The organism is Marinomonas gallaica, from assembly GCF_001639745.1.
GTDB lineage: Bacteria > Pseudomonadota > Gammaproteobacteria > Pseudomonadales > Marinomonadaceae > Marinomonas > Marinomonas gallaica.
The window spans coordinates 81,010-106,752 of the sequence record NZ_LTAX01000001.1; the positions used below are offsets into that span (position 1 = coordinate 81,010).

Annotated in this window: 23 protein-coding genes; 9 read left to right on the forward strand and 14 right to left on the reverse strand. The window is 44.9% G+C overall.

Annotated features, from left to right (window positions below; all coding sequences use genetic code 11):
* Positions 1–59: 59 nt before the first annotated feature.
* Positions 60–1,304, reverse strand: a complete 1,245-nt coding sequence (locus AYW76_RS00400; protein ID WP_082866032.1) for an amidase family protein — start codon at positions 1,302–1,304, stop codon at positions 60–62.
* 31 nt (positions 1,305–1,335) lie between these two features.
* The gene (locus AYW76_RS00405) at positions 1,336–2,148 is read right to left on the reverse strand and encodes a helix-turn-helix domain-containing protein (protein ID WP_067214489.1); all 813 of its coding nucleotides are present in this window, start codon (positions 2,146–2,148) and stop codon (positions 1,336–1,338) included.
* 296 nt (positions 2,149–2,444) lie between these two features.
* Between AYW76_RS00405 and AYW76_RS00410 the strand changes: the two genes are divergently transcribed.
* From AYW76_RS00410 to AYW76_RS00420, 3 genes are all read left to right on the forward strand, one after another.
* Positions 2,445–3,848 carry an aspartate ammonia-lyase gene (locus tag AYW76_RS00410; protein WP_067214491.1) on the forward strand — a complete coding sequence of 468 codons (1,404 nt, stop codon included), beginning with the start codon at positions 2,445–2,447 and terminating at the stop codon, positions 3,846–3,848.
* A gap of 16 nt (positions 3,849–3,864) precedes the next feature.
* On the forward strand, positions 3,865–4,884 hold the full coding sequence (locus tag AYW76_RS00415) for an asparaginase (protein WP_067214492.1): 1,020 nt from the start codon (positions 3,865–3,867) through the stop codon (positions 4,882–4,884).
* A 116-nt stretch (positions 4,885–5,000) separates the two neighbouring features.
* Positions 5,001–5,402, forward strand: coding sequence for a DUF2721 domain-containing protein (locus AYW76_RS00420; RefSeq protein ID WP_067214494.1), 402 nt, complete (start codon positions 5,001–5,003; stop codon positions 5,400–5,402).
* On the opposite strand, the gene AYW76_RS00425 is transcribed toward AYW76_RS00420, so the two are convergent.
* The 3 genes from AYW76_RS00425 to AYW76_RS00435 are packed head-to-tail and all read right to left on the reverse strand — an operon-like array spanning position 5,394 to position 6,860.
* Complete coding sequence (locus AYW76_RS00425; protein ID WP_082866033.1) at positions 5,394–5,600, reverse strand: CPXCG motif-containing cysteine-rich protein; 207 nt, start codon at positions 5,598–5,600, stop codon at positions 5,394–5,396. The genes AYW76_RS00420 and AYW76_RS00425 overlap by 9 nt on opposite strands.
* Before the next feature lie 15 nt (positions 5,601–5,615).
* The gene (locus tag AYW76_RS00430; RefSeq protein ID WP_067036856.1) at positions 5,616–5,963 is read right to left on the reverse strand and encodes a VOC family protein; all 348 of its coding nucleotides are present in this window, start codon (positions 5,961–5,963) and stop codon (positions 5,616–5,618) included.
* Between the two features lie 12 nt (positions 5,964–5,975).
* Positions 5,976–6,860: a DMT family transporter gene (locus AYW76_RS00435; protein ID WP_067214496.1), complete on the reverse strand. Its 885-nt coding sequence runs from the start codon at positions 6,858–6,860 to the stop codon at positions 5,976–5,978.
* A gap of 173 nt (positions 6,861–7,033) precedes the next feature.
* Here AYW76_RS00435 and AYW76_RS00440 point away from each other — a divergent pair, with 173 nt between their 5' ends.
* Positions 7,034–7,432: a GtrA family protein gene (locus AYW76_RS00440; RefSeq protein ID WP_067214498.1), complete on the forward strand. Its 399-nt coding sequence runs from the start codon at positions 7,034–7,036 to the stop codon at positions 7,430–7,432.
* Positions 7,433–7,436: 4 nt separating this feature from the next.
* On the opposite strand, the gene AYW76_RS00445 is transcribed toward AYW76_RS00440, so the two are convergent.
* The gene (locus AYW76_RS00445; protein ID WP_067214500.1) at positions 7,437–8,471 is read right to left on the reverse strand and encodes a pirin family protein; all 1,035 of its coding nucleotides are present in this window, start codon (positions 8,469–8,471) and stop codon (positions 7,437–7,439) included.
* Positions 8,472–8,707: 236 nt separating this feature from the next.
* Between AYW76_RS00445 and AYW76_RS00450 the strand changes: the two genes are divergently transcribed.
* The 4 genes from AYW76_RS00450 to AYW76_RS00465 all read left to right on the forward strand — a co-directional run bounded on the left by AYW76_RS00450 (position 8,708) and on the right by AYW76_RS00465 (position 14,127).
* Positions 8,708–10,279 carry a methyl-accepting chemotaxis protein gene (locus AYW76_RS00450; protein WP_156489002.1) on the forward strand — a complete coding sequence of 524 codons (1,572 nt, stop codon included), beginning with the start codon at positions 8,708–8,710 and terminating at the stop codon, positions 10,277–10,279.
* A 212-nt stretch (positions 10,280–10,491) separates the two neighbouring features.
* Positions 10,492–11,778: a 2-hydroxycarboxylate transporter family protein gene (locus AYW76_RS00455; protein ID WP_067036844.1), complete on the forward strand. Its 1,287-nt coding sequence runs from the start codon at positions 10,492–10,494 to the stop codon at positions 11,776–11,778.
* 67 nt (positions 11,779–11,845) lie between these two features.
* Entirely contained in the window at positions 11,846–13,453 is a 1,608-nt protein-coding gene (locus tag AYW76_RS00460) for a sensor histidine kinase (RefSeq protein ID WP_082866034.1), read from the forward strand.
* On the forward strand, positions 13,450–14,127 hold the full coding sequence (locus AYW76_RS00465; RefSeq protein ID WP_082866035.1) for a response regulator: 678 nt from the start codon (positions 13,450–13,452) through the stop codon (positions 14,125–14,127). Before AYW76_RS00460 ends, AYW76_RS00465 begins: the two co-directional genes overlap by 4 nt.
* Here the strand turns inward: AYW76_RS00465 and AYW76_RS00470 are convergent.
* Complete coding sequence (locus AYW76_RS00470; RefSeq protein ID WP_067214502.1) at positions 14,099–14,974, reverse strand: DMT family transporter; 876 nt, start codon at positions 14,972–14,974, stop codon at positions 14,099–14,101. The genes AYW76_RS00465 and AYW76_RS00470 overlap by 29 nt on opposite strands.
* A gap of 130 nt (positions 14,975–15,104) precedes the next feature.
* Between AYW76_RS00470 and AYW76_RS00475 the strand changes: the two genes are divergently transcribed.
* A complete protein-coding gene (locus AYW76_RS00475; RefSeq protein ID WP_067036838.1) occupies positions 15,105–15,593 on the forward strand; it encodes a MarR family winged helix-turn-helix transcriptional regulator in 489 nt (162 codons plus the stop codon).
* 1 nt (position 15,594) lies between these two features.
* Here AYW76_RS00475 and AYW76_RS00480 read toward each other — a convergent pair whose 3' ends face one another.
* The 7 genes from AYW76_RS00480 to AYW76_RS00510 form a co-directional block, all read right to left on the reverse strand.
* Positions 15,595–16,053 (reverse strand): hypothetical protein, encoded by a 459-nt coding sequence (locus tag AYW76_RS00480; protein ID WP_067036835.1) that lies wholly within the window; start codon positions 16,051–16,053, stop codon positions 15,595–15,597.
* Between the two features lie 553 nt (positions 16,054–16,606).
* Positions 16,607–17,479: a succinate--CoA ligase subunit alpha gene (gene sucD, locus AYW76_RS00485; protein WP_067036831.1), complete on the reverse strand. Its 873-nt coding sequence runs from the start codon at positions 17,477–17,479 to the stop codon at positions 16,607–16,609.
* 2 nt (positions 17,480–17,481) lie between these two features.
* On the reverse strand, positions 17,482–18,648 hold the full coding sequence (sucC, locus tag AYW76_RS00490; protein WP_067036828.1) for an ADP-forming succinate--CoA ligase subunit beta: 1,167 nt from the start codon (positions 18,646–18,648) through the stop codon (positions 17,482–17,484).
* An 86-nt stretch (positions 18,649–18,734) separates the two neighbouring features.
* On the reverse strand, positions 18,735–20,174 hold the full coding sequence (gene lpdA / locus AYW76_RS00495) for a dihydrolipoyl dehydrogenase (protein WP_067214504.1): 1,440 nt from the start codon (positions 20,172–20,174) through the stop codon (positions 18,735–18,737).
* A gap of 81 nt (positions 20,175–20,255) precedes the next feature.
* Positions 20,256–21,806, reverse strand: coding sequence for a 2-oxoglutarate dehydrogenase complex dihydrolipoyllysine-residue succinyltransferase (gene odhB / locus AYW76_RS00500; RefSeq protein WP_067214505.1), 1,551 nt, complete (start codon positions 21,804–21,806; stop codon positions 20,256–20,258).
* Positions 21,807–21,837: 31 nt separating this feature from the next.
* Complete coding sequence (locus AYW76_RS00505) at positions 21,838–24,675, reverse strand: 2-oxoglutarate dehydrogenase E1 component (protein WP_067036819.1); 2,838 nt, start codon at positions 24,673–24,675, stop codon at positions 21,838–21,840.
* Between the two features lie 351 nt (positions 24,676–25,026).
* Positions 25,027–25,731: a succinate dehydrogenase iron-sulfur subunit gene (locus AYW76_RS00510; protein WP_067036817.1), complete on the reverse strand. Its 705-nt coding sequence runs from the start codon at positions 25,729–25,731 to the stop codon at positions 25,027–25,029.
* Positions 25,732–25,743 lie beyond the last annotated feature (12 nt).

Consider the following 25,743-nt stretch of genomic DNA (forward strand, 5'->3'; position numbering starts at 1 on the left):
AACGCAAACTTAAAGCCAGCCGAAACAAGCAACCGTTCGTTTTAATGGGAACATGACCGTTAACTAAGAGCTGTTTCGATGACTTTGGCAAGTTTAAGCAACGATTGATCTTTACCATTCATGGCTGTCAGCATGAGGCCCATGACGTTAGAATTGAAACTGTATGGCAAGGATATACTGCATCCGTCGATGACGTTAGCAAACGTCGTATTTCTTAAACAAAGCAGATTAATCCGGTCAAAATTTTCATCGGATTCGAACTGATCAAACTTAGGTGGTAAGCAAGCAACAGTTGGCATTAAAAAAACGGTATTTGCGTGCTCGCTTTGAAAGCGTGTTATTAAGGCGCTACGTTGAGCGCACGTTTCCATAAATACTTGCTCTGATACCCCTTCACCGCGCTTAATGCGTTGCTTCACACGCGGGTCTAGTTGCCCATCCTCTAACGAGAACAGCTGTTTGTAATAGCGTCGACTTTCAACTGCAGAAAACTGCCATACGGGCAAAGCTTTGTACGTTTCAAATAACGATAAATCGCAATGCTGGACAACTACACCATGACTTTTTAAGTGATCCAGCGCCACTTTAAAACCGTCAGTAATGTCTTTATCTAAATCATCAAAGCCAAAATTTTTCGGTACTACGAGGGTAAGAGGTGCATCAGCTTGCTGAGACGCTTTATTCGATGTCAGCACATTCCATGCGAGCTCACACGTTTCAACATTTCGCGCCATTACTCCAACGCTGTCCAATGAGTCAGATAACGGTAAGCACCCTACTCGCGAAACACTTGATTGACTTGGCTTAAAGCCCGTTAATCCACAAAAAGCGGCGGGGATACGTAACGATCCCCCCGTATCGGTTCCCAACGCAATATCAGCCATTCCCTTTGCGACAGTAACAGCACCACCACTGGTTGACCCTCCCGGTATGCAACCTGGAACAACTGGATTATTAGGTGTTCCATAATGCGGATTCAAGCCAACACCTGAATAGGCCAACTCAGTCATATTCGTGTGACCAATTAAGCTTGCGCCAGCAGCTCTTAATAATGCGACAGCGTGAGCGTCTTGCTGGGCCGGACGGTCTTTAAGCAACGTCGTGCCGCCTGATGAAGAGTGTCCTTTCACGTCAAAGGTGGCTTTAATCGAAACCACGGCCCCAGATAAAGGCTTATTTTTTATATCCGCCACTTCAATAAAAGGCGCTATAAAAACAGCATCTCTATTCTCTGTGATGTCATTACTGACAGCATTAAGATGCTCTGTCAGGTCACGATTACACCACGCTTTATGATCAATCATACTGAAATCTCCTTATCAGCCAAACACGAGTTTAGAAGCGCGCTCGAAAATGCCACTCTCCCTCAGCAATATCATTGCGAATGGAGTCACGAATATCATCATCTAAGTGTTCATCATCAAAATCATACAACCCTAGCAAGGGAAACACTTTATTACGCTTTATCTCTTTGCCAATGAATTCATAAACCACACGTGAACAACACGGCATTCGTTCTCCACTTCCTGACACACCTAAGCGCAGTCCCGTTAGTCGATCCACTCGGTTCTTAAACGTGGGGTATAAAATCGTTTGCGTCATTTCGAGATTGGTTAGTGTTTCGTAGTCGTGCAAGAAGATCCGATCTCCCAAAAACTGAACAACACCTTTGTACATACCATGAAAGGGCTTGCCAGTACGACGAGGGTTTAAGCGCTCAGTGCGTTGGTAGTAAGTTTTACTGCCTTGGCGCTCTATACATACCAATGTTCTCAGCACTTTTCCTGGGTAAGCCATCGATAAATAATATTCAAAGTAATAGCCCACGTACTTATCGATACCATGCTGACCAATACTGTTCAGCTTATCAAAATATTGTTGCTCTAAAGTAGATGCGATAGGCTCTTGTTCGGCAATTGGACGTACTTGAAGCAAACGACGAAATTGGCTATGAGGTAAAAGGATTTCATGCTCCTCAACCCCAAAAAAATCGCAAACTCGACGCAAGGTGCTGTTTGAGGGAAAGGTGGTACCGCTCAAATAGCGGTTAAATTGCGGACGATTAATTGACAGTCGTCGGCACACGTCTGCAATAGATTTATAATAGCTACAGAGTAACCTTAGGTTTTCTGGAAAACTTTCATTCATAAACACCCCCATTTACTTGCATACTAACGTGTCCACCCCCGCAGTTAAACCCCAAAAATAGTGCTAATTGGTGTTAAAAAAACATCAGAGAGCATCATATCAAGTCCATTTACGAACTCCCTTTTTAGCATCGAATTCGTTTCAATAGTAAGTATCTTAATGACCGTTTTTATAGATCTATTGCAGATTTTGATCTTAAAAACTTACTTAAACGAATTGCTCAATAAAGCTCACTCTTTCACCTTTGATGTGCAGTGTATTACCAATACGCTGCGCATCTTTTTTAGGATGCTGTCATGAATACTCGTTCTGAATACGATTTATTAGGTAATTTAGATGTGCCAGCAGAGGCCTATTATGGCATTCAAACTCTGCGTGCATCACAAAACTTTTCCATTACCGGCGTACCGATTTCTCACTTTCCGGAATTAATCAAAGCTTTGGCCATGGTTAAAGCGGCCGCCGCCCGCACCAACCAAGAGTTTAATCGGCTTGATGATGAAAAAGCCGATGCCATTGTATATGCTTGCCAAGATCTCATTAATGGCCAACACCATGATCAATTCATTGTCGACGTGATTCAAGGTGGCGCGGGCACATCGACTAATATGAACGCCAATGAAGTCATTGCTAACATCGCACTGAGCAAGTTGGGGCACAACTTAGGTGAGTATCAATACCTTCACCCTAACGACCACGTTAACCAGTCCCAATCAACGAATGATGCCTACCCTACCGCTGCTTGCCTAGGCATACAGTTTGCTGCCGACAACTTCATTACAGCACTTACATCACTAAAAGGTGCATTAGAAGAAAAAGGTAAAGCGTTTGCACACGTTTTAAAAATGGGCCGTACTCAACTTCAAGACGCTGTCCCAATGACCTTAGGTCAAGAATTCGACGCCTTTGCTGTCACTCTTGGCGAGGACATTGACCGTATTCATGAAGCTTGTGCCTTGCTATGTGAGGTAAACTTAGGCGGTACGGCCATTGGCACTGGAATTAATACCCCTGTGGGCTTTTCTAAAAAAGCCATTGAAAAGCTCGCGACTATTTCGAAAAAGCCTCTAGTTCCCGCTTCCAACCTAGTTGAAGCAACCTCAGACATGGGGGCATTTGTTTTCTTCTCTGGTATCTTAAAACGCTTGGCAATAAAACTAAGCAAGATAAGTAATGATTTACGCCTATTATCAAGTGGGCCTCGCACGGGCTTTGGCGAAATTAAACTTCCCGAGATGCAACCCGGTTCATCGATTATGCCTGGCAAAGTAAACCCAGTGATTCCTGAAGCCATGAACCAAACAGCTTATCAGGTTATTGCATCTGATTTAGCCGTTAGCCTTGCTGCTGAGGCGGGCCAACTTCAGTTAAATGCGATGGAACCAATGATTATCTATAATTTATTAAATTCTCTAAAGATGCTAAAGCAAGCATGTGAGATGCTCGAAAATAAATGCATTCGTGGCATTCAAGCAAATGAAGCAGCCTGTCTGGCCCATGTCGAAAATAGCATTGGTATCATCACCGCTTTAGTACCGTATATCGGTTATGCGAACGCTTCGCGCGTTGCACGTCGCGCATTGCTAAGCAATGCAACGATAAAATCGCTTATCCTAGAGGAACAGCTGTTAACCGAAGCTGAGCTTAATGAGCTACTGAAGCCAGAAAAAATGATCGCTCCTAGTCAAGTACAAAGCTGATCACCAAGGAGATAACGTGACGCAGAAACTTCTTATCGTTTATACCGGTGGCACCATCGGCATGGCAAAAACTGAGCAGGGATTAGCCCCTGCAGCGGGCCTTGAAGGTCGCATTCAAGCCAGCCTCGGCGAAAGTCTGAACGATTTACCCGCGTTCGATGTGATCGAGCTCTGCCCATTGATAGACAGCTCAAATATCACGACGTCGAATTGGAGTGAAATTTTCGACACCTTACAAGGTAACTGGGCTCACTACGCAGGGTTCATTGTGCTTCACGGCACAGATACGTTAGCCTATACCGCAGCGGCTCTGTCTTATATGCTCGGAGCTTGCGATAAAAACGTCATCATAACGGGCTCACAGATTCCATTAGGTATGAGCCGAAGTGATGGTGTAAGCAACCTTGAAGCCGCGATGTCTATTGCAATAGAACCCAGCTTTGGAACCGCCACGGTCTTGTTCCATCATTCTTTGATGCAAGGTAGCCGGGTGACAAAGTTCAGCAGCCATAACTTCGCTGCATTTCAGTCATTTAATGCTGAGCCTTTAGCGAAACTATCCATTCACAAGCAATTCGACAGAGTTAAATTAAATGATGGCAACACTTGTACGCCGCCACCACGTCACTATGAATTCAAAGCAGACAGTGTTGGTGTATTAGTATTGCACCCCAGTTTGCCATCGAGTGCCTACCAAGGCTTCTTAAACGATGATCAATGTAAAGCAGTCATCATGCAAACCTACGGTGCAGGGAATATTGCTGATTCTAATCAAAACTTGGTCGCCTTTTTAGCCGCGATGCAAGAACGAAAGAAACTTGTTGTCAACGTCACTCAATGTGCTCATGGTGGTACGTCACAAGGAGCTTACGCTGCGGGTTCTCTATTAAGTCGCTTGTCGATATTGGACGGTAAGGACATCACCTTGGAAGGGGCATTTACGAAGATACACTGGCTACTTGCCCAAGAACTATCATTCGAAGACATTCAACAGCAATGGAAAACGCCCCTAGCAGGTGAATTTAGCCTCGACTAAATCATGAACAAAACGGTCATAAGCAGCCATCACCTTAAAACTAGGTATCACTGATTGTATACTTCTCTACCAACGAGGATGATTTAGTCCTCCATTGGTTCTTTTGGAAGGTACTTATGACAATTTCACTCACCACACCTGCGATGCTGTTCCCTGCTGTGTCGCTGTTGCTGCTGGCTTACACAAATCGCTTCGTCACACTCGCATCACTGATTCGCAACTTTGATCCAGAACACAGTACCGAAGGTACTCAACAACAGATCGCTAATTTGCGTAAGCGAATTTATTTAATTCGTCGTATGCAGGAAGCAGGTGTGATTAGCTTTTGTTTATGCGTCGTCTCAATGATGGCGCTGTACTGGAAATACGAGACGGCTGGAGGGTATATTTTTGCTGCCAGCTTAGCGTGCCTACTCTATTCTTTGTTTTTATCGGTTCGCGAAATTAATATTTCTTGTGACGCGCTTGATGTTCATCTACAGAACTTTAAAAAAGTCGATAATATGACCCTAAAATGACAGCGCGTCATTCTCTGAGCAGACCATGAGAGTCTGCTCGCCATTGATACTGATATCAACACGGAACACAATCGGCCGACAGCACACTTGGCAATCTTCTGTGTACTCATAGCTTTCGTCCATGAATTCAACCACTACTTCAATGGTTTCGCCGCAATAAGGACAATCTACCAGTTCATTGGATAATATATTCAGCATGCCTACTCCATTTGATTATTTTGACCAAACTGCCCATTCATTACCGCTTGGATCGAGGAAATGAAAGCGCCGCCCACCTGGGAACTCAAAAATAGGCTGCTCGATCGTTCCGCCATGGGATTCGACACGTGCCAAAGTCTGAGCCAAATCATTGCTGTATAGTACGACCAAGGCGGCGCCACTTTGTGGTCTAGAGGTAAACTCTGCACGAAAAAAACCACCGTCCAAGCCTGAGTTTGAAAAGGCACTGTAATCAGGGCCAAAATCTTCGAACACCCAACCAAAAACCGTTTCAAAAAATGTTTTGTTGGCTTCTAAATGCTGAGCGGGTAGCTCTACATAGTTAATATGATTAGATTGCACTACATTACCCCTCTAAATGGTTGCCATAGTAACTAACACCACACTTCCCAAAATCATCACACCTCCAAACCATTGCTGGGAAGAAATACGCTCATTAAAGCGACGTTTTGAAAGATACAATGTACCTAAAATCTCTGCCTGCCCGAGTGTTTTCACCAATGCAGGATTTACTAAAGCAAAACCCGTGAACCAGCCTATCGACCCTAATGAGCTTAATATACCCACTTTACAGCTTAATTTTACCGAGCGGTTTATCGGGGCTTTTAAATCTTTCGTTAACACAATTTGAATCGTACATAAGATCACTGACTGTAAAGCTAGAACATACCAGAGCGTCGCGCCAGCACTGGTAATAATTGAACCCTCTAAAGAGTGACTGGCAAGTGATGCAGTGACCGACGTTATCGCAAAACAGAAACCACTTCCTAACCCCGCAATCAGAGACAGATCCTTGTGCGCATGACGCAGGTTTTCTAAGCGAATACTCATAACTAATGCGCCAAATACCCCCAACACAATCCCCATCCACGCCATAAAGCTCAGCGAATGATGAAGCAACGGGATGCCAATCAGTGCGGCCAATACGGCTTCCGTTTTGGCCAACAACGTGCCAAGCGCAAAGCTCCCTGATTGAAAGACTCTTAGCATTAGATAGGTTGCAAACACCTGAGCAATTGCGCATACAGTAGCGTAGCCTACAAATTGCCACGCTAGAGGAAATGAAATACTGCCCAAAGCAAACCAACAAACGAATAAATACAACGTCACCAATGGTAAGCCATACAACGATCGCGCCATAGTTGCATGTAAAAACCCCTGCTCTTGGGACAATGTTTTTTGATGCGCGGTGCGCATTGCTTGGCAAGCTGCCGCAAATAAAGTGACAAAGATCCACATGTCGAAGTATTCTTCCCAATCTTTAATGTATTAGTGACAAGAATGCTATCTATTTTATTATTTGTAAAAGGAATAATAAGAATCCTATAGATAACTTACTGGAATACAAATACATCAATTAAAAGGCTTTTAAGCTTTTTCATGCACCTCTAATCGTTAAGTGATCAACTGTTGTGAAAAAACAATTTATTAAATTTGGTATCGTAGGAAGTATCGGCTTTCTAGTCGATGCGTGCGTACTGTGGTTTTGCTCCCATTGGCTACCCTATCCAACTGCTAGAGCCATTTCCTTTTGGGTGGCCGTGACCTCGAACTGGTGGTTTAACCGCATCTTTACTTTTCAGGACGCCAATCATCTAGAAAAGCCGCATCAGCAATGGGGAAAGTTTTTCTTTGCATCTTTAATCGGCTTTATCCCAAACTGGGGAATTTTTGTATACGCTATGTGGTTAGGAGAACAGCTGGAACTTTCTCATTATGCTCTCTTCCCTTATGTTGCTATGGTTCCTGGCGTCCTTGCCGGTATGTTAGTTAACTTCTCCCTGTCCAAGTTTTGGGTATTCAAAGCATAATGTTTTACTCAGGCGTTTCTACACGACCGTCTGCATATCTTGCGAAGCGACCAGCGCCGTCACCATGGGTCTGGTCGTTATCTGGCCAAGACCAACCACCAAATTGCGTGTTCTGGAAATCAAAGAACGCTTGCTGCAATTCTTGTCGAGTATTCATGACGAAAGGGCCGTGCTGCTGAACAGGTTCATCAATTGGACGTCCTTGAAGCAGCAAGAATCGAGCCTTCTCTGTCCCTGTGTTTTTAAGCACAATCGATGCATCACTGATCAGCACCAAGGCTTCTTTTATGGTGATAGACTCACCGTCTAACTCGCCCGTTTGGCCTTCAAAGAAATACAGCGTACGACTTAAGTCAGCGGCGGCGGCAGGCAATACCCCATGAGCGTGTGGATCAAGATCTATGATCCAAATAGCCACTTCATTATTAGCCTCTCCAGCCCATGAGTCGGGTGGCGGCGTCAAAGCAGACTTAATCTCGCCACTTGGTAAGCGATAATCCCCTGCCACCACCTTTACTTGTGCTTTATTGCCTTGCTCATCAGTCACATCGATGACTGGTGTTTGCTCATTCCAAAGCATAGCAAAGTGGGGCTCCACCATTTTGCTTTTGGCCGGTAAATTTAACCAAATTTGGAACAGCTCGATTGGATTTGGCTTGTCTTCGTAGACTAAAGGGAACATTTCAGAATGCTGCACACCTTTCCCTGCGGTCATCCATTGTGTATCACCTTCACCATAGCGCCCTGCTGCGCCCATAGAATCGGCATGATCAACAAAGCCTTCATTGACAATGGTCACGGTTTCAAACCCACGATGCGGGTGAGCGGGAAAACCAGGCACTTTACTACCGTGATACATGCGCCAGCCATTGATACCAGCGAAGTCTTGTCCAATTTGACGGCCCGACAATGACGCCGCTGGGCCAAGCTGACCATTTCCGTTGGGAAAATCATCGTTGTGAAAAGCGCAAAATAGAAATGGATCAAAGGTAGGCCAAAACATTTCCAACTTTAATCGCTGCTTTATGGAAGCTGACATGGTAATTCCTTATCAAAGTAAACGTATTTCTATAAGACTATCCCAAGCCCCCCTAAGATTCGACACTCTGCACGAGACTTTCATACTCTATGAATTATGTTCCAAATCAAGTATGAGCTAAATTTCTTATGTTAGCGTTGGGATAAGACTTTCGTCTTAAGCGCTAGGTAATGTGTTGACCGCCATAAAGAAACTAAGAAAGACTAGCAAAAAAATAATAGACTGGAGAGTACCTCATGGTACGTATTTGGATAGCAACATTTATTATGGCAGGCGTTTCCATTGCTGCGTTTTTTTATGCAAACATTCCTATGTGGTATGCCGTTGGCACGACACTTATATGCGCCTTGAACGGCATTATTGCAATGCTAAGTCATCAACGTTACTTCAAAGATCAATCGGCTTCCTCTACTCAACTCAGCACTTCTTCAGTTGGCCATTCAGGAAAAGTCGCGTCATCAGTCTCTGCAACCGCCTCACAAATGGCCATTGGTTCCGCAGAAGTCTCTTTTGCTGTAGACAGTTTGACGCAGAATATTCAAGAAGTAGAGCAACACAGCCAGCAGATTTCAGAGGCAACGACAGATCTGAGTAATAACGGCGAGCAACTCGCAAATCATATTGTGACGGTAAACAGTACGATGGAACAAACGGCTGTGGCGGCATCACAATCAGAGCACCAATTAAGAGAAGGTGCTGAACGTGTTGTAGCACTCACGACCGCCGTTAACAGTGCTTCCGAGCAGCTTGAGCGACTGAAACAAAGTGCGGATGATATCGAAACCATTACTGATGTGATCAAAGGCGTCTCAGAGCAAACGAATCTACTGGCCCTCAATGCCGCGATTGAAGCCGCTCGTGCGGGTGAGCAAGGGCGTGGTTTTGCCGTAGTAGCAGACGAAGTACGGACCTTAGCTGCAAAAAGTGCCGATGCCTCACAACAAATTGCAGACATGCTGACTGAAGTGCGTGAAAATACGCTTAGAACACGTGATGACATGGCTAATGTTACTGAGCAAAGCCAGCATTTAGAAGCTGAGCTGAGCGAAGTCACTGACACATTTTTAGGCATCACTCAAGATGTCAAAACCGCCTCGAAGTCGATGGAAGAAATCAAACAGTCGAGTCTTGGCTTTCAATCTACTAGCCTACAAATTAACAAATCCATTGATGACATCAGTGCTTCACTAGCGACGCTGTCACGTCGAAGTGAAGAGCTTTCAAACCAAGCTGGCTCATTAAGTCAGGGAACCGAAAGCGTATTCTTAGCCTTAGATGGCATTCCTCATGACAACTTCTTTAGCACCACGCTTGAGGAAGGCAGGATCGCTGCGAAACAAATTGGCGCACTTTTTGAGTCTTGGATTAAAGATGGCAAATTGAATCAAGGCGCGTTGTTTTCTGAACAATACCAACCCATAACAAACACCAATCCGACTAAGTTTTCCACCAGCTACGATCAACTGACAGATCAATATCTACCTAACATTCAAGAGCCTATTCTCGATCGGAATTCGCATATCCTCTATGCGGGTGCAGTCGATCGAAAAGGTTATTTTCCCACACACAACCGTCGCTATAGCCAACCATTAACCGGTGATTACGAAAGAGACTTAGTAAACAACCGCACGAAACGTATCTTTGACGACCCAACAGGGCGTCGTTGCGGCAGTCACACTGATACATTTCTAATGCAAACCTACAAGCGTGATACCGGCGATATTTTACATGATTTATCGATCCCGATTTACGTCAATGGCAAGCACTGGGGCGGCTTCCGCATTGGCTTCAAAGCCGAGTACAATTAACCATTAGCGGTGTATGGCAAACTGACATAACGCATCATGCCTATCGAAAAACAAAGATGTTACAACGGCCGTTGTATCATCTTTAGGCTTTCTTTTGATTACAAAAGTTTCAATTCCACCTTTTACTTTCTTAAGTAACTCCAGACTTCTGTCTCTCAGAGAGATTGGTAGACTGCGCTCTAATAATAAACACAAAATAGAGAGTATCTTCCATGATTAATAACGAAGCACTACCTTCGAACGACCAACGTGAGGTTAAAATTGTCCTGTTAATCGCGGCGTTCGTGATTCTGCTAGCAACGTTTTTTAACCAACTTCCTGGTGGCATGATCGGCGCATTAGGTGCCATGGTCATTGTTGGTTATATTCTAAACTACCTTGGTGATCGAACACCTATCATCAACCAGTTCTTTGGTGGTGGTGCCATTGTTGTCATCTTTGGCTCCTCTTACCTATTCCATTCGGGGTTCCTTTCCGGTGAGATCGAACAGCAAATCACCACCTTTACTAAAAGCGGTGGTTTCTTATCGTTCTACGTTGCCAGTCTAGTAACGGGCTCGATTTTAGGAATGAGTACGGATACTCTCAAAAAAGCCGCGTTAAAATACATCCCTGTTATTTTAGGAGCGGTATCTGTTTCCTTCTTGTTTGCGGGTGTCATAGGCTTATTCTTTGGCAAAAACTTATTTGAATCACTGATGCTAATTGCCTTGCCTATCATGGGTGGCGGCATGGGTGCAGGTGCTGTACCTCTGGTCGAAATCATGTCTGGTCGTACCGGTATGGACACTTCTACCTTAATGTCTCAAATGGTCCCAGCGCTCGCCATTGGTAACGCCATTGCCATCGTGATCGCTGGTCTTCTTAACAAAGTAGGTCAAATAAAGCCTAGCTGGACAGGTAACGGAGAGTTAATCCGCGGTGATGCCCCTGATCTAGAAGACAAATCAGGTACTGGCGATATATTAGATGTTAAGAAATTAGGCATGGGCGCACTAATTGCCATCAGTATGTTCTTCTTAGGTACACTGCTGTCGAATATCATCAGCATGCACACCTACGCGCTGATGATCCTTTCAATTGCGCTTATCAAAGTGTCTGGTTTAATGCCTGAGCGCCTCGAAAAAGCCGCGCATGCTTGGTACACCTTTGTGGTTGGCAACTTAACACCTGCACTGCTGGTCGGCATCGGTGTTGCCTACACCGACTTAAATCAGATCATTGATGCGTTAACGCCGATGTACTTTGCGATGGTTTTTGCGACGGTACTTGGCGCGGCCATTGGTGCGGGTCTAGTGGGTCGTCTCATGGGCTTCTACCCTATCGAATCGGCCATTACTGGCGGATTATGCATGGCAAACATGGGCGGAACTGGTGATGTTGCAGTACTCGCCGCAAGCAAGCGTATGCAATTAATGCCGTTCGCTCAGATCTCTTCCCGTATTGGCGGTGCCTTTATGCTAATTCTGGCTACTTTTGCCATTCAATTATTGGCGTAAATAAGACTATTCCAAGGGTCCTCTATGAGGACCCTCACTCCTCCCCTATAATGCTAGGTATTCGCCCATGACCGCTAATACCATGACTCTGAAATCCTATTTAACAGCCATCATACTGATTACCATCACGCTGATTATTGCTGTGTCGGGTGCGTTATTAGTCTTTGTTACCAAACAAACGTATTTAGATGGTATCAGCCAACGAGGTACAGAGTTGGCAAGTGTTCTCGCGGAAGACAGCCATATCATCCAAGCAGTTAGGCGCTCTAACCAAGGCATTGATCAGTCACTGCAAGACTATATTGAAACAATCCGCGCAAAAACTGACGCGTCTTATATTGTCATAACTGACCAACAGGCCATTCGTTTAAGTCACCCGCTAACCCAGCGTGTCGGAAAGCGTTTCCAAGGGAACGATATCTATCCGACCTTAGAAAAAGGCCTCACCCGTACCACTGTTGCTACTGGGACGCTTGGATCAGCCATCCGTAACTTTGCACCTATTATTGAAAACCAACAGGTGATCGGAGCGGTGAGTATTGGCTACTTAGAGCAGTCAGTAACGGACTTATTGTTTAATTATTATCTCGAAGCCATGCTTTGGTTGGGATTTATTTACATAGCCGCAATTCTGCTAACTCTGTCACTATTAAGTAAACTAAAGCGTACTTTTTTAGACTATGAGCCAGAAGAAATCGTACAGCGTTTTAAAGAACACAGTTTATTACTTGGCAGCATCAGAGAAGGCATTATCGCCATCGACCGACACCATAAAGTGACAGCCATCAATGATGCGGCATGCTATTGGTTAGCACCAGATCAAGACCATCATAAGCTCATCGGTTTACCTTTAAATGAGTTATCACAAACACTTGCTTTACTCATCGTCGATACATTAAGCCATCGCAGCAAACACTCCGTAACGTTAGGCCGACATGATTTCGCCGCATCCTTGTATCCGATACAAATTGAAGCTACGCATTCTGGTTACTTGATTGTTCTTAATCATGAACAGAATATGTCCGAGCTTGAACAGGAGCTTGCAAGGACTTCAGCCTATGCCAATCAACTCCGATCCAAGACCCATGAGCACAACAATAAACTTAATGTGCTTTCGGGGTTGCTGCAGGCAGGCAACACACAATCCGCGATCGACTATTTGCAACAAGAAAGTGATCATCATCAGAATCTGCTGGGAGCACTCGTAAGAAGTATTGAGAACAGCACCGTCGCAGGCATGCTGTTAGCGAAATACAATACCGCAACCGATCACAACATTGATTTCACACTAGACGAAGATAGCCAACTTAAAAATTACACTCAATCTTCCAATGATGATTTAGTATCATTAATTGGCAACTTAATTGACAATGCCTGTGACGCGGCACTGAAGAGAATAAAATCAGCCCCCGAAGTCAGTGTTTTCATTAGTGATAGAACGAATTACCTGATGATTACCGTAGAAGACAGTGGCCAAGGTGTCGATGAAAAGATTGCGCAACGTATCTATGACTTAGGAGTAAGTAGCAAACAAAATGCACCTGAGCACGGATTTGGGCTCTACTTAGTGAGCCGTATCGTAAGCCGATATAACGGCACCTTAGACTGGGAACGCAGTGATCATAACACCACAGTATTCAGTGTTTACCTAGATAAACGAGAACTAGAACAATGACTCAATATTCCGTTTTGATCGTAGAAGACGATCCACAAGCAAGCTACACACTAGAACAAGCGGTTAATAAGCACCCTCTGTTTAAGGTCATCGCTGCGGCAGAATCTGTTACAGAAACGCGTGAGTATTTAAAACAGCAACCCGATGTCATTTTATTAGACATTACACTGCCCGACGGGGACGGCATGAGTTTGCTAAGAGAAATACGCCAACAAAATGTTGATGCTTCCGTGATCATGACCACAGCAGAACGTGAGTCCAGTATGGTCGCTCAGGCAATTCAATTCGGCGTGATTGATTATCTTGTGAAACCGCTGCGTCTTTCTCGTGTTCATCAAGCTCTTAACGACTTCATTGCTTTTCAAGCAAAACTCGAGGAGTCGGAGCAAATTGATCAACTTCAAATTGATGACTTGATGCGTAAAAGCAATGTAGCAAGCAAAAGCCGTAAAACACCAAAGGGTATAGACGCCACAACACTTGCAACTATGGTTGAGCACATTAAACAGCGCCAAGAGCCATTCTCAGCCCAAGAAATTGGCGACGCATTAGAGCTAAGCCGAATCACAGCCCGACGCTATTTAGAGTATTTAGAAGAGCAAGGCATGGTTAGCATGAGCCTTAATTACAATACCGGCGGCCGCCCTAAACAGCTTTATCATATTGTCGGTTAACCGCTTTTTTCCACCATGGATACTTTACTCGCATATTCGCCACTAATAACGAACCAATAATGAGTACAACACCACTCCATTGCAAACGGTCTAACGACTCGTCCAACATCAACATGCCTAATCCTACAGCAACGATCGGATTAAGCAGGGACAGCATGCCAAAGGCATTTGGCCCGACTTGCTTTATTGCATTGACCGCAATTAAATAGCCCAGTGCGGTATTCAAGATCACCAACCAAATCAACCCAGGTAGCTCATCGGCGCCAACAGGCATTGGTGCCCCCTCAAAGAACCAGGCAACCGGCACCAAAAGTATACCAGCCATTAGCAATTGCCATGTCGCCACCCCTAATATATCGGATACTTGCCAATGCTTAGTCAATAAGCTGGCAATCGCAACAAACAGTACCGCAGCTAAAGCACAAGCCACACCGATTGGGTCGAGGTCTGCTGAAGGGTTCAACAACAGAATCACCCCAGCCAAGCCAACCATAGCACTGATGGTCGCTTTCAGCTGTGGACGCTTCCCTTGTACCAACCACTGAATAATAATGAGCAGTAAAGGTAAGGTCGCGCCCAATGTGCCCACTACACCACCAGGCAAGCGATAAGCTGCGGTCATCAGCAAGATGAAGAATAAGCCTATATTAAAAAAACCTAAAATAAATACCTTACCCAAAGACATTCTAGGTAATCGACGAACAAAGAAAAGCAGAAAAACTCCCGCTCCCAGTGCACGCCAGACAGCCACCCAAAGAGGTGTCATATCCGTTAAAAACAAGCCAACAGCAGCATACGTACTGCCCCACAAAATCGGAGCTAACGCAGCAAGTAAAAATGGGTACATAGAGCCTCACATGAAATTTTATCTTTTAAAAAAGATACTTTTTTAAAAGATATTGCCATAGCGTCTTTAAATCAAGTATCTTTTGTAAAAGATACTTTTTTGCAATGCATTTCCACAGTTTGAGAGAAACATGTCTGATCACGTAGAAAAACTTTTACTGCAATGGAGCGATGTTCGGCCAGATCTCGACTGCAGCCCAATGGGTATCATTGGTAGAATTGGTCGTATGGAGAAATTCTTATCGCCATCTGTAGAGGCCGTTATAAACTCACATGGCATGAGCCGCATAGAATTCGATTTAATGGCGACCCTGCGTCGAGCAAATGGTCCTCTAACACCAACAGAGCTCTATAAAACCACCATGCTTTCGTCTGGCGCCGTTTCTAGTAAGTTAGATAAACTCGTCGATCGAGCTTGGGTAGAGCGTTTAGTCAATGAAGAAGATCGCCGAAGCTGTCGAGTTATTCTTACTGAGAAAGGAATTGGAGTTATTGATCCAGCAGTCGAAGACCATGTCTACAACCAAAAAAAACTCCTCGAAAGTTTAACCTCCGAGGAGCAACAGACTTTAGGAAACCTACTGGCCAAATGGCTTGGCGAGCATGAAAATCAGCTTTGAATTAATTCAAAGTACTTAGCGCAGCATAACGTTCAGTGGACGCCATATTGACTGCACGCTTCAAGGCATCTGGCGTTTGATACACTTGAGTAATGAATTTCTGATCTTGGACTTGTTTCGCATCTAGATAATTATGCTCGACTAACCAACCTTTTAAGGCTTCTTGATCCAGCTGACCATCAGGAAGCTTCATTTTATTCATATCATCATCGGATAACTGCGCTACGGTTCCACCAGGCAAATAAATTGCGCCCGTAATAAAGTCCACACCAAACGCGACAACCCCAGGAACAAACCAGAACAATAAGCCTAAGGCATCTAACGCCACCACCCCAATGTCCAGCTTACCGCTGTTCTGCCCCTGACGCTCTGGATAAATTAATGTGCCACATGCAGCTAATTGGGACACAATGACCGAACCTACTACAAATTTAGTAACGCCTTTCGATGTGATGTTCATGTTTTTCTCTCCTGTAAAAGCTTATGTATTTGAATTTGGCCCAGTTTTAGCCACATATCAATGCCGTTCATAGGAGTTTGTTTTTGTTTGCGTATTTAAGGCACATTAGTTAGAGATCTAACTAATTATTTGACATTCCACTACCCTTATTTTTCTAGTATCTGGTCATTGTACTGATCCATCGGAAAAGTGCTGGTAGCTTCTAGAGAAGACGCATTACACAAAGACAAGGGATGCGGAGCAACCATCGATATACTGACGGGAGAAAGAATGAAGGTGCTGAAGTAGCTGTTAGACTCAGCTACATGGGATCTCTGAGACAATCCAAGCGAGCTTGCCTATATCCATAATAGCAGCACTGATAACAACGATTCCCAATAGTTTCATGCCTTCACCTAATTTCAAACAGCGTATTAGATTTATAATACAATCTAACGAGCTTAGCGCATGCTCATTTGCACTCTTTTACAATCAATACAGATTCTTTACGACAAAAAAAACCCTGCACAAGGCAGGGTTTTTCGTCTCTCGATCAGGTCAGTTAAGCAATTGCTTACCAGCCAGTGATTTCTTTTAGAGCAGAACCGATGTCCGCAAGAGAGCGAACTGTTTTAACGCCAGCGTCTTGTAGTGCCGCGAATTTCTCGTCAGCCGTACCTTTACCACCAGAGATGATCGCACCAGCGTGACCCATACGCTTACCAGCAGGTGCAGTTACACCAGCAATATAAGACACAACAGGCTTAGTCACGTTTGCTTTGATGTAAGCAGCCGCTTCTTCTTCCGCTGTACCACCGATTTCGCCGATCATAACAATCGCTTCAGTCTGAGGATCGTTTTGGAACATTTCCAATACGTCAATGAAGTTAGTACCAGGGATTGGATCACCACCGATACCAACACAAGTAGACTGACCAAATCCAGCGTCAGTAGTTTGCTTAACGGCTTCGTAAGTCAATGTACCAGAACGCGATACGATACCTACTTTACCTGGCAAGTGAATGTGGCCTGGCATGATACCGATTTTACATTCGCCTGGTGTGATGACACCTGGGCAGTTAGGACCAATTAGGCGTACACCTAAGTTGTCACAAGCCACTTTACAGTCAAGCATATCAAGCGTCGGAACGCCTTCAGTAATACAAACGATTAGTTTGATACCAGCATTAGCTGCTTCAAGGATTGAATCCTTTACGAAAGGTGCTGGAACGTAGATAACAGACGCTTCAGCGCCAGTTTCAACGACTGCTTCTTTTACTGTGTTGAATACAGGTAGACCAAGGTGAGTTTGACCACCTTTACCTGGTGTTACACCACCGACCATTTTCGTACCGTAAGCAATCGCTTGCTCAGAGTGGAATGTACCTTGGCCGCCAGTGAAACCCTGACAGATTACTTTTGTATCTTTGTTAATTAAAACAGACATTATTATTTGCCCTCCGCAGCTTTAACAACTTGTTCAGCTGCGTCTTTTAGACTTGTTGCAGCAATGATGTCTAGACCAGAGTTCGCAAGAACCTCACGGCCTTTCTCTGCGTTAGTACCTTCTAGACGTACGACAACAGGCACTTCAACACCAACCTGTTCAACCGCACCAATGATACCTTCTGCGATCATGTCACAACGAACGATACCACCGAAGATGTTAACCAAAACCGCTTTAACATTGCTGTCAGAAAGAATGATTTTGAACGCTTCTGCTACGCGCTCTTTGGTTGCACCGCCACCAACGTCAAGGAAGTTAGCTGGCTTGCCGCCGTGTAGGTTTACGATGTCCATTGTGCCCATCGCTAGGCCTGCACCGTTGACCATACAGCCAACGTTGCCATCAAGTGCTACGTAGTTAAGTTCCCACTGCGCTGCATGGGCTTCACGCTCATCTTCTTGAGAAGGGTCGTGGAACTCTTGCATTTTCTTCTGACGGTATACAGCGTTGCTGTCGATATTGATCTTACCATCTAGACAGTGAAGGTTACCTTCATCTGTAATCACTAGAGGGTTGATTTCTAGAAGCGCGAAATCATGGTCATGGAACATTTGCGACAAACCAAGGAAGATCTTAGTGAACTGCTTGATTTGAGTTGGGTTAAGACCCATTTTGAATGCCATTTCACGCGCTTGGTATGGCTGTGCGCCTACTAGCGGATCGATCTCAGCTTTGTGGATCAGCTCAGGTGTTTCCTCAGCTACTTTCTCAATTTCAACACCGCCTTCAGTAGAGGCCATGAAGACTACGCGACGAGTAGAACGATCTACTACAGCGCCTAGGTACAATTCATTTGCAATGTCTGTGCAAGACTCGACTAAAATCTTAGCAACTGGCTGACCTTTTTCGTCAGTTTGGTAAGTGACTAGGTTTTTACCTAACCAGTTCGCTGCGAATTCTTTTACTTCATCCAAAGAATCAACAAGCTTTACACCACCTGCTTTACCGCGACCACCAGCGTGAACTTGAGCTTTAACAACCCACTTATCACCACCAATTTTCTTCGCTGCTTCTACTGCCTCTTCCGGCGTGTCTACTGCGTACCCTGTAGATACTGGCAGGCCATATTCAGCAAAAAGCTGTTTCGCCTGATATTCATGTAGGTTCATTTGATTCTTCCGCTCATCTTAATGATTGACATAAGCTCTGTCCTTAGACAGAAATTGCCGGCTCTAGGCCGGCAAATCGAATTTTTTTATTTGCGTTTACGGTTTGCAATGTGGATCGCGTGACCATCCACTGCAAGCGCTGCTTCATGCACCGCTTCACTGACCGTTGGGTGAGCAAATACAGTCAACGCAATGTCTTCTGCTGTTGAACCGAATTCCATCGCAATTACTGCTTGTGCAATAAGGTCAGCTGCATGGCCACCAATAATGTGACAACCTAGAATACGATCTGTTTCTTCATCAGCAATGATCTTAACGAAGCCATCAGTATCGTTCGCAGCCATAGCGCGACCAGACGCTGCAAATGGGAATTTACCCACTTTGTACTTAGCGCCTTCTGCTTTCAGCTGTTGCTCGTTTTTACCGACCCATGCTAATTCTGGGTGCGTGTAGATAACAGATGGAACGCAGTCATAGTTCATTTGCGCTTTGTGGCCTGCGATGATGTCGGCAACCATAACACCTTCTTCAGAGGCTTTATGCGCCAACATTGGGCCACGAACAATGTCACCAATCGCAAACACACCCGGTACGTTCGTTGCACACTGCTCATCAACAAATACAAAGCCACGCTCGTCTAGGTTGACGCCTGAGTCACCTGCTAGACAGCCATCTGTAAATGGCTTACGACCTACAGCAACGATCAGTTTGTCGAACGTTTGCTTCTGCTCTTCACCTTTTGCATCAAGGAAAGTGACTTCAACTTCTTCACCTTTCACTTCGCTGCCTGTTACGCGCGCACCAACACGAATGTCTAGACCTTGTTTCTTGAAGATCTTCGCGGCTTCTTTTGATAAATCTTGGTCGCATAGACTTAAGAACTGATCTTGCGCTTCAAGCACAACTACTTCAGAACCAAGACGCTTCCATACAGAACCCAACTCAAGACCGATAACACCGGCACCGATAACACCAAGACGCTTAGGCACTTCACGGAAGTCCAATGCCCCTTCGTTATCAACGATGATGTCGCCCGTACGAGGTGCTGGCGGGATGTTGACTGGCACAGAACCTGTCGCAAGAATAACGTTGTCTGCTTCAAGCGTTTCTACAGAGCCATCGTGCGCTGTGAATTCAACTTTCTTGTTCGCAAGCAGCTTACCAAAACCTTCAAAACTGGTTACGCCATTCGCTTTAAAGAGACCAGCAATACCACCCGTTAATTGGTTTACAATGTTGTCTTTGCGATCAACCATCGCATTAACATCCATTGAAACGCCTTCCACACCAATGCCGTGAACTTTAAATTCTTCTGTCGCATCATGGTATTTATGAGAAGAGTCCAATAGCGCTTTAGATGGAATACAACCTACGTTCAAACATGTACCACCTAGGCGTGGCTTGTTGTCTTTATCCAACCACTTCTCGATACATGCTGCTTTAAGGCCCAGTTGCGCTGCACGAATAGCAGCAACATAACCACCTGGACCACCACCGATTACGATTACATCAAATTTATTAGACATAGGATTTATCCATTGTTGTTTGCTAGGACGTTGTACGTCCTAGCAAGTTTTACTCATATCCACAGAAGTGGGTGCAATTACTTAGATTTCAAGCAGTAGACGTGCCGGATCTTCTAATAAGTCCTTGATGGTAACAAGGAATTGCACCGCTTCTTTACCGTCGATCATACGGTGATCGTACGACAACGCTAGGTACATCATAGGCTGAATGACAACCTGACCATTCACCGCCATTGGACGCTCTTGGATTTTGTGCATACCCAAGATCGCTGTTTGAGGTGGATTAATAATTGGCGTCGACATTAGCGAACCGAAAATTCCGCCATTTGTGATGGTAAACGTACCACCTTGCATGTCATCCATACCCAGCTTACCGTCACGGCCACGAACAGCGAAATCCATGATATTAGACTCGATATCCGCAAGACCCATTGCTTCTGTGTTACGAAGCACTGGCACCATTAAACCGCGATTAGTCGATACCGCAACACCGATGTCTTGGTAACCATGGTAAACCATGTCATTACCGTCAATCGAAGCATTGACTGCTGGGAAACGTTTTAAAGCTTCTGTTGCTGCTTTCACGAAGAAAGACATAAAGCCAAGTTTGGTGCCATTGTGAGTCTTTTGGAACAAGTCTTTGTACTTGCTACGCAGCTCCATAACAGGACCCATGTTTACTTCGTTGTACGTTGTAAGCATGGCTGCACTTTGCTGAGCTTCCACTAGACGCTTAGCAATCGTTGCACGTAGACGAGTCATTGGTACACGTTTTTCAACACGACCTTCTTCACCTAATGCTGCAGTCACCGCAGGGGCAGCGGCAGCTTTACTCTCTGGCGCAGCAGCTTTAGCAGGTGCTGGTGCAGATTTCTTTTGTGCAGCAGCGTCTACGTCTTCTTTCGTAATACGTCCGCCTTTACCTGTGCCTTTGACTTGTGCTGCCGTCAAACCGGCTTCAGCAAGTGCTTTGCGCGCCGCGGGACCCGCGACAGCATCTTCATCACCCTCTTCAGCAGGCGCAGCAGCTTTTTCAGCGGGTGCAGTGGCTGCTTCGCCTGAAGCACCAACAGAAAACTTAGCCAATACTTCAGAGCTTAGAACCGTATCGCCTTCAGCTTTTAGGATGTCAGCAATCACACCATCAGCCGGTGCAACAACTTCAAGCACTACCTTATCTGTTTCAATGTCGACAATGTGCTCATCACGCTTACACGCTTCACCTGGTTGTTTGTGCCAAGCAGCAACTGTGCCATCAGCCACAGACTCTGGAAATACAGGTGCTTTAACATCTACTGTTTCAGTAGCGGCGCCAGCATCAGCTGGGGCTTCTGTTTTTTCTACTGCTTCTGTTTTTTCTGCTTTTGCTTCTGTTGGCGCAGCAGATGCCGAAGCACCAGAGTCAAACACAGCCAAAACTTCAGCGCTCAATACGATATCGCCTTCAGCTTTAAGAACTTCTTTCAATACACCATCAGCAGGAGCAGCAACTTCTAAAACCACTTTATCGGTTTCAATATCAACAATGTGCTCATCACGTTTACACGCTTCGCCTGGTTGTTTGTACCATGTAGCGACAGTGCCATCTGCTACAGATTCTGGAAAAGTAGGTGCTTTAATTTCAATACTCATTTTTTACCCTTATCTCTGACAGGCAGTGTTGCTAGCCGACAATCGCGTCGTTAACCAGCGCTTCTTGTTCTTCAACGTGTACAGACATGTAACCTGCTGCAGGTGCTGCAGAAGATATACGTCCAGCGAAGCGAATCTTAACGTCTGGATATAGCTTCTCTAATACACGGCTCATACGGTGGCGGTTTGCATGCCAAGCACCTTGGTTCTTAGGTTCTTCTTGACACCAAATCAGCTCTTCAACATTTTTGTACGGTTCCAACACAGCTTCAAAATCTGCATATGGGAATGGGTACAATTGCTCAAGACGAATGATTGCCACATCATCCTTGGCCAACTCTTCGCGACGGTTGTAAAGGTCGTAATAAACCTTACCGCTACAGATCACCAAACGCTTAACATTCTCAGGCTGAATATTATCCGCTGATTCTGGTAATACCGTTTTGAAGCTGCCTTCAGACAAGTCTTCTAAAGTCGAAATTGCTTGCTTGTGACGCAATAAACTCTTCGGAGACATGATAATTAATGGACGACGCATCGGACGAATCGCCTGACGACGCAAGATATGGAAGATCTGCGACGGTGTTGTCGGTACACATACCTGAATGTTGTACTCTGCACACATTTGCATGAAACGCTCAAGACGAGCAGATGAATGCTCTGGTCCTTGACCTTCATAGCCATGCGGCAACAACATGGTTAAGCCACATAAGCGGCCCCACTTATGCTCACCACTCGTGATGAACTGATCAATAACAACCTGCGCACCGTTGGCGAAATCACCAAATTGAGCTTCCCAAACAACCAAACCATTAGGTGAAGTCGTTGAGTATCCATATTCAAAAGCCAGTACCGCTTCTTCAGACAAGTATGAATCGTACAAGTCTAATGTAGGCTGATCTTCTGATATGTGCTTAAGTGGAATGTAAGTGCTGCCATCTTTTTGGCTGTGGACCACCGCATGACGATGAGAGAACGTGCCACGACCTGAGTCTTGCCCCGTAATACGAATTGGGTAGCCTTGCTCTAATAGCGTTGCAAAAGCCAGTGTTTCGGCATACCCCCAGTTAAGAGGCATTGCACCAGCGGTCATTTTATCGCGATCTTCATAGATCTTCATAACTTGACGCTGAACCACAATACCATCTGGAACAGATGTGGTTTTCTTAGCCACTTCTTGCAACTGAGCCAACGGATAAGAGGTATCACCCGCATCAGTCCATTCCACACCTAGGTATGGCTTCCAATCGACAAAAAGCTCTAACTTAGGCTCAAGAACTAAGCTTTTGGCCACATGACGCGCGTTGTCTAAGTCTTCACGGTTTTCACTGACTAGCTCATCAGCTTCTGCTTCCGTAACGACTTTTTTCTCAATTAAGTATTCAGCATATTTAGTACGAGTCGTCTTCATTTTATTGATGACTTTGTACATTAATGGCTGAGTACCAGACGGCTCATCTGTCTCGTTATGACCACGGCGGCGGTAACAAACCATGTCAATCACAACATCACGACCAAACTCGTAACGGTAATCCAATGCAAGCTGAGTGACAAACAGCACAGCCTCCGGATCATCACCATTTACGTGTAAAATCGGCGCCTGAATCATTTTCGCAACATCTGTAGCGTATTCAGTTGAGCGCGAGTCTTCTTGGCGGTTCGTTGTAAAACCAACTTGGTTGTTGATAACGATATGTACTGTACCGCCCGTGCGGTAAGCACGTGTTTGAGACATCTGGAATGTCTCCATAACCACGCCTTGACCAGCAAAGGCCGCATCACCATGAATGGAGATAGGTACAACTGTTTTACCCGTTTTATCTTTACGACGATCCTGACGCGCACGTACCGAGCCTTCCACTACTGGCGAAACGATCTCAAGGTGAGATGGATTGAACGCCAATACGGTGTGAACTTCACCACCCGCTGTCATCACATTTGAAGAAAAACCTTGGTGGTATTTAACATCACCAGACGTGTTAACAAGTTTTTTACCTTCGAACTCATCAAACAAATCTTTAGGGTTCTTACCAAGTGTATTAACCAGAACATTTAGACGGCCACGGTGAGCCATGCCAATCACAACTTCTTTTGCACCCAGTGCGCCGGAACGTTGAATTAACTCATTCACCATTGGAATTAAGCTTTCGCCACCTTCCAAACCAAAACGTTTAGCGCCTGGATAACGACTTGCAAGGTATTTTTCAAGACCTTCTGCCGCAGTTAAACGCTCAAGCAATGCTTTGCGGGTCTCTTCAGAATACTCTGGACGAGATCGAACTGACTCCACGCGCTGTTGCAACCAAGCTTTTTCTTGGGTATCAACAATATGCATGAATTCGTAGCCGACAGAGCCACAGTAAGTTTTCTCAAGTTCAGCAACCATATCTTTAAGCGGCATGCTTTCTTGATTGAAAAATAGAGAGCCGGTATTGAACGTTGTATCTAGATCTGCACCAGTTAATTGATGGTAGCCCAGATCAAGATCAGCAACTTTATCTCGTTTAATTAGATCAAGTGGATCTAAGTTTGAGTGTTGGTGACCTCGTACGCGGTAAGCGTTAATAAGTTGAAGTACATTGATTTGCTTTTGCTCATGTGCTGAGCTAGCTGCGACACCTGTAGAAACAGGTATGTTGCGGAACTTGTTTTTACCAAGTTCTAAGAATTGTTGTTGAATAACAGAGTGAGGAAGATCGGTTGACTGCGCTTCGCTAACTCTCGGCAACTGATCAAAACATTTCCGCCATTCTTCCGATACTGAGTTGGGGTCAACTAAGTAGCTCTCAAACAGCCCCTCAACATATTCAAGGTTGCCCCCTGAAAAGTGAGAAGTGCTCCATAGCAACTCCATCAAACTTTCATGCATTCTCGATCACCCTTTTATGTTCGAGCCAGCTATCGCCAATTTGCGATAACTCTTATATTTTCTTTCTGGTTATGACTACATTAACGCAGTCGCCAGCTTATTATTTACTTTTTGCCTAACTACACTTAAACAGTTCTATTCTAAAGCACGAGTGCATTACTATTTAGTAATAAATGGGACTATTTAGTGTTTTTTCATAATCAGATATATATCCGTTATGAAAAACTAAATTCTTTGCAACTCAAACATTCTATCTGCGCACTTAATGTTGCATTTAAGAGCGTAGTTAGGGTGGCTTTTAAAAGCCACCCTAAAACATAACCGCATTTAGATTATGTTTATGTTTACATCTTAGGTCGCACGCTGGATCAACATAGTACGAATGTTACCAATCGCCTTAGTTGGGTTTAGACCCTTAGGACATACGTTGACACAGTTCATGATGCCATGGCAACGAAACACACTAAACGGATCATCAAGCTCACTCAAACGATCTTGCGTTGCCGTATCACGACTGTCCGCTAGGAAACGGTATGCTTGCAGTAAGCCTGATGGCCCAACAAACTTATCTGGATTCCACCAGAAAGATGGGCAAGCAGTCGAACAACATGCACACAAGATACATTCATACAGTCCATCTAGCTTCTCACGCTCTTCAGGACTCTGCAAACGTTCAATCGCTGGTGCTGGCGTATCATTGATCAAGAACGGTTTAATTTTCTCGTACTGTTTGTAGAACTGCCCCATATCGACCACTAAGTCACGCACAACTGGCAGACCAGGTAATGGACGAAGAACAAGCTTATTATTCTTCGCTGCAGCCGATACCGGAGTAATACACGCAAGGCCATTCTTGCCCGACATGTTCATACCATCCGAGCCACACACGCCCTCACGACATGAGCGACGGTAAGAGATACTTGGATCTTGTGCTTTTAAAAGATTAAGCACATCAAGCACCATCAGGTCTTTTCCTGCTGGCAACTCGATTTCAAAATCCTGCATGTAAGGCGCATCGTCCTTCTCAGGATTGTAACGATAGATACTAACTAACATTGACATAACTCC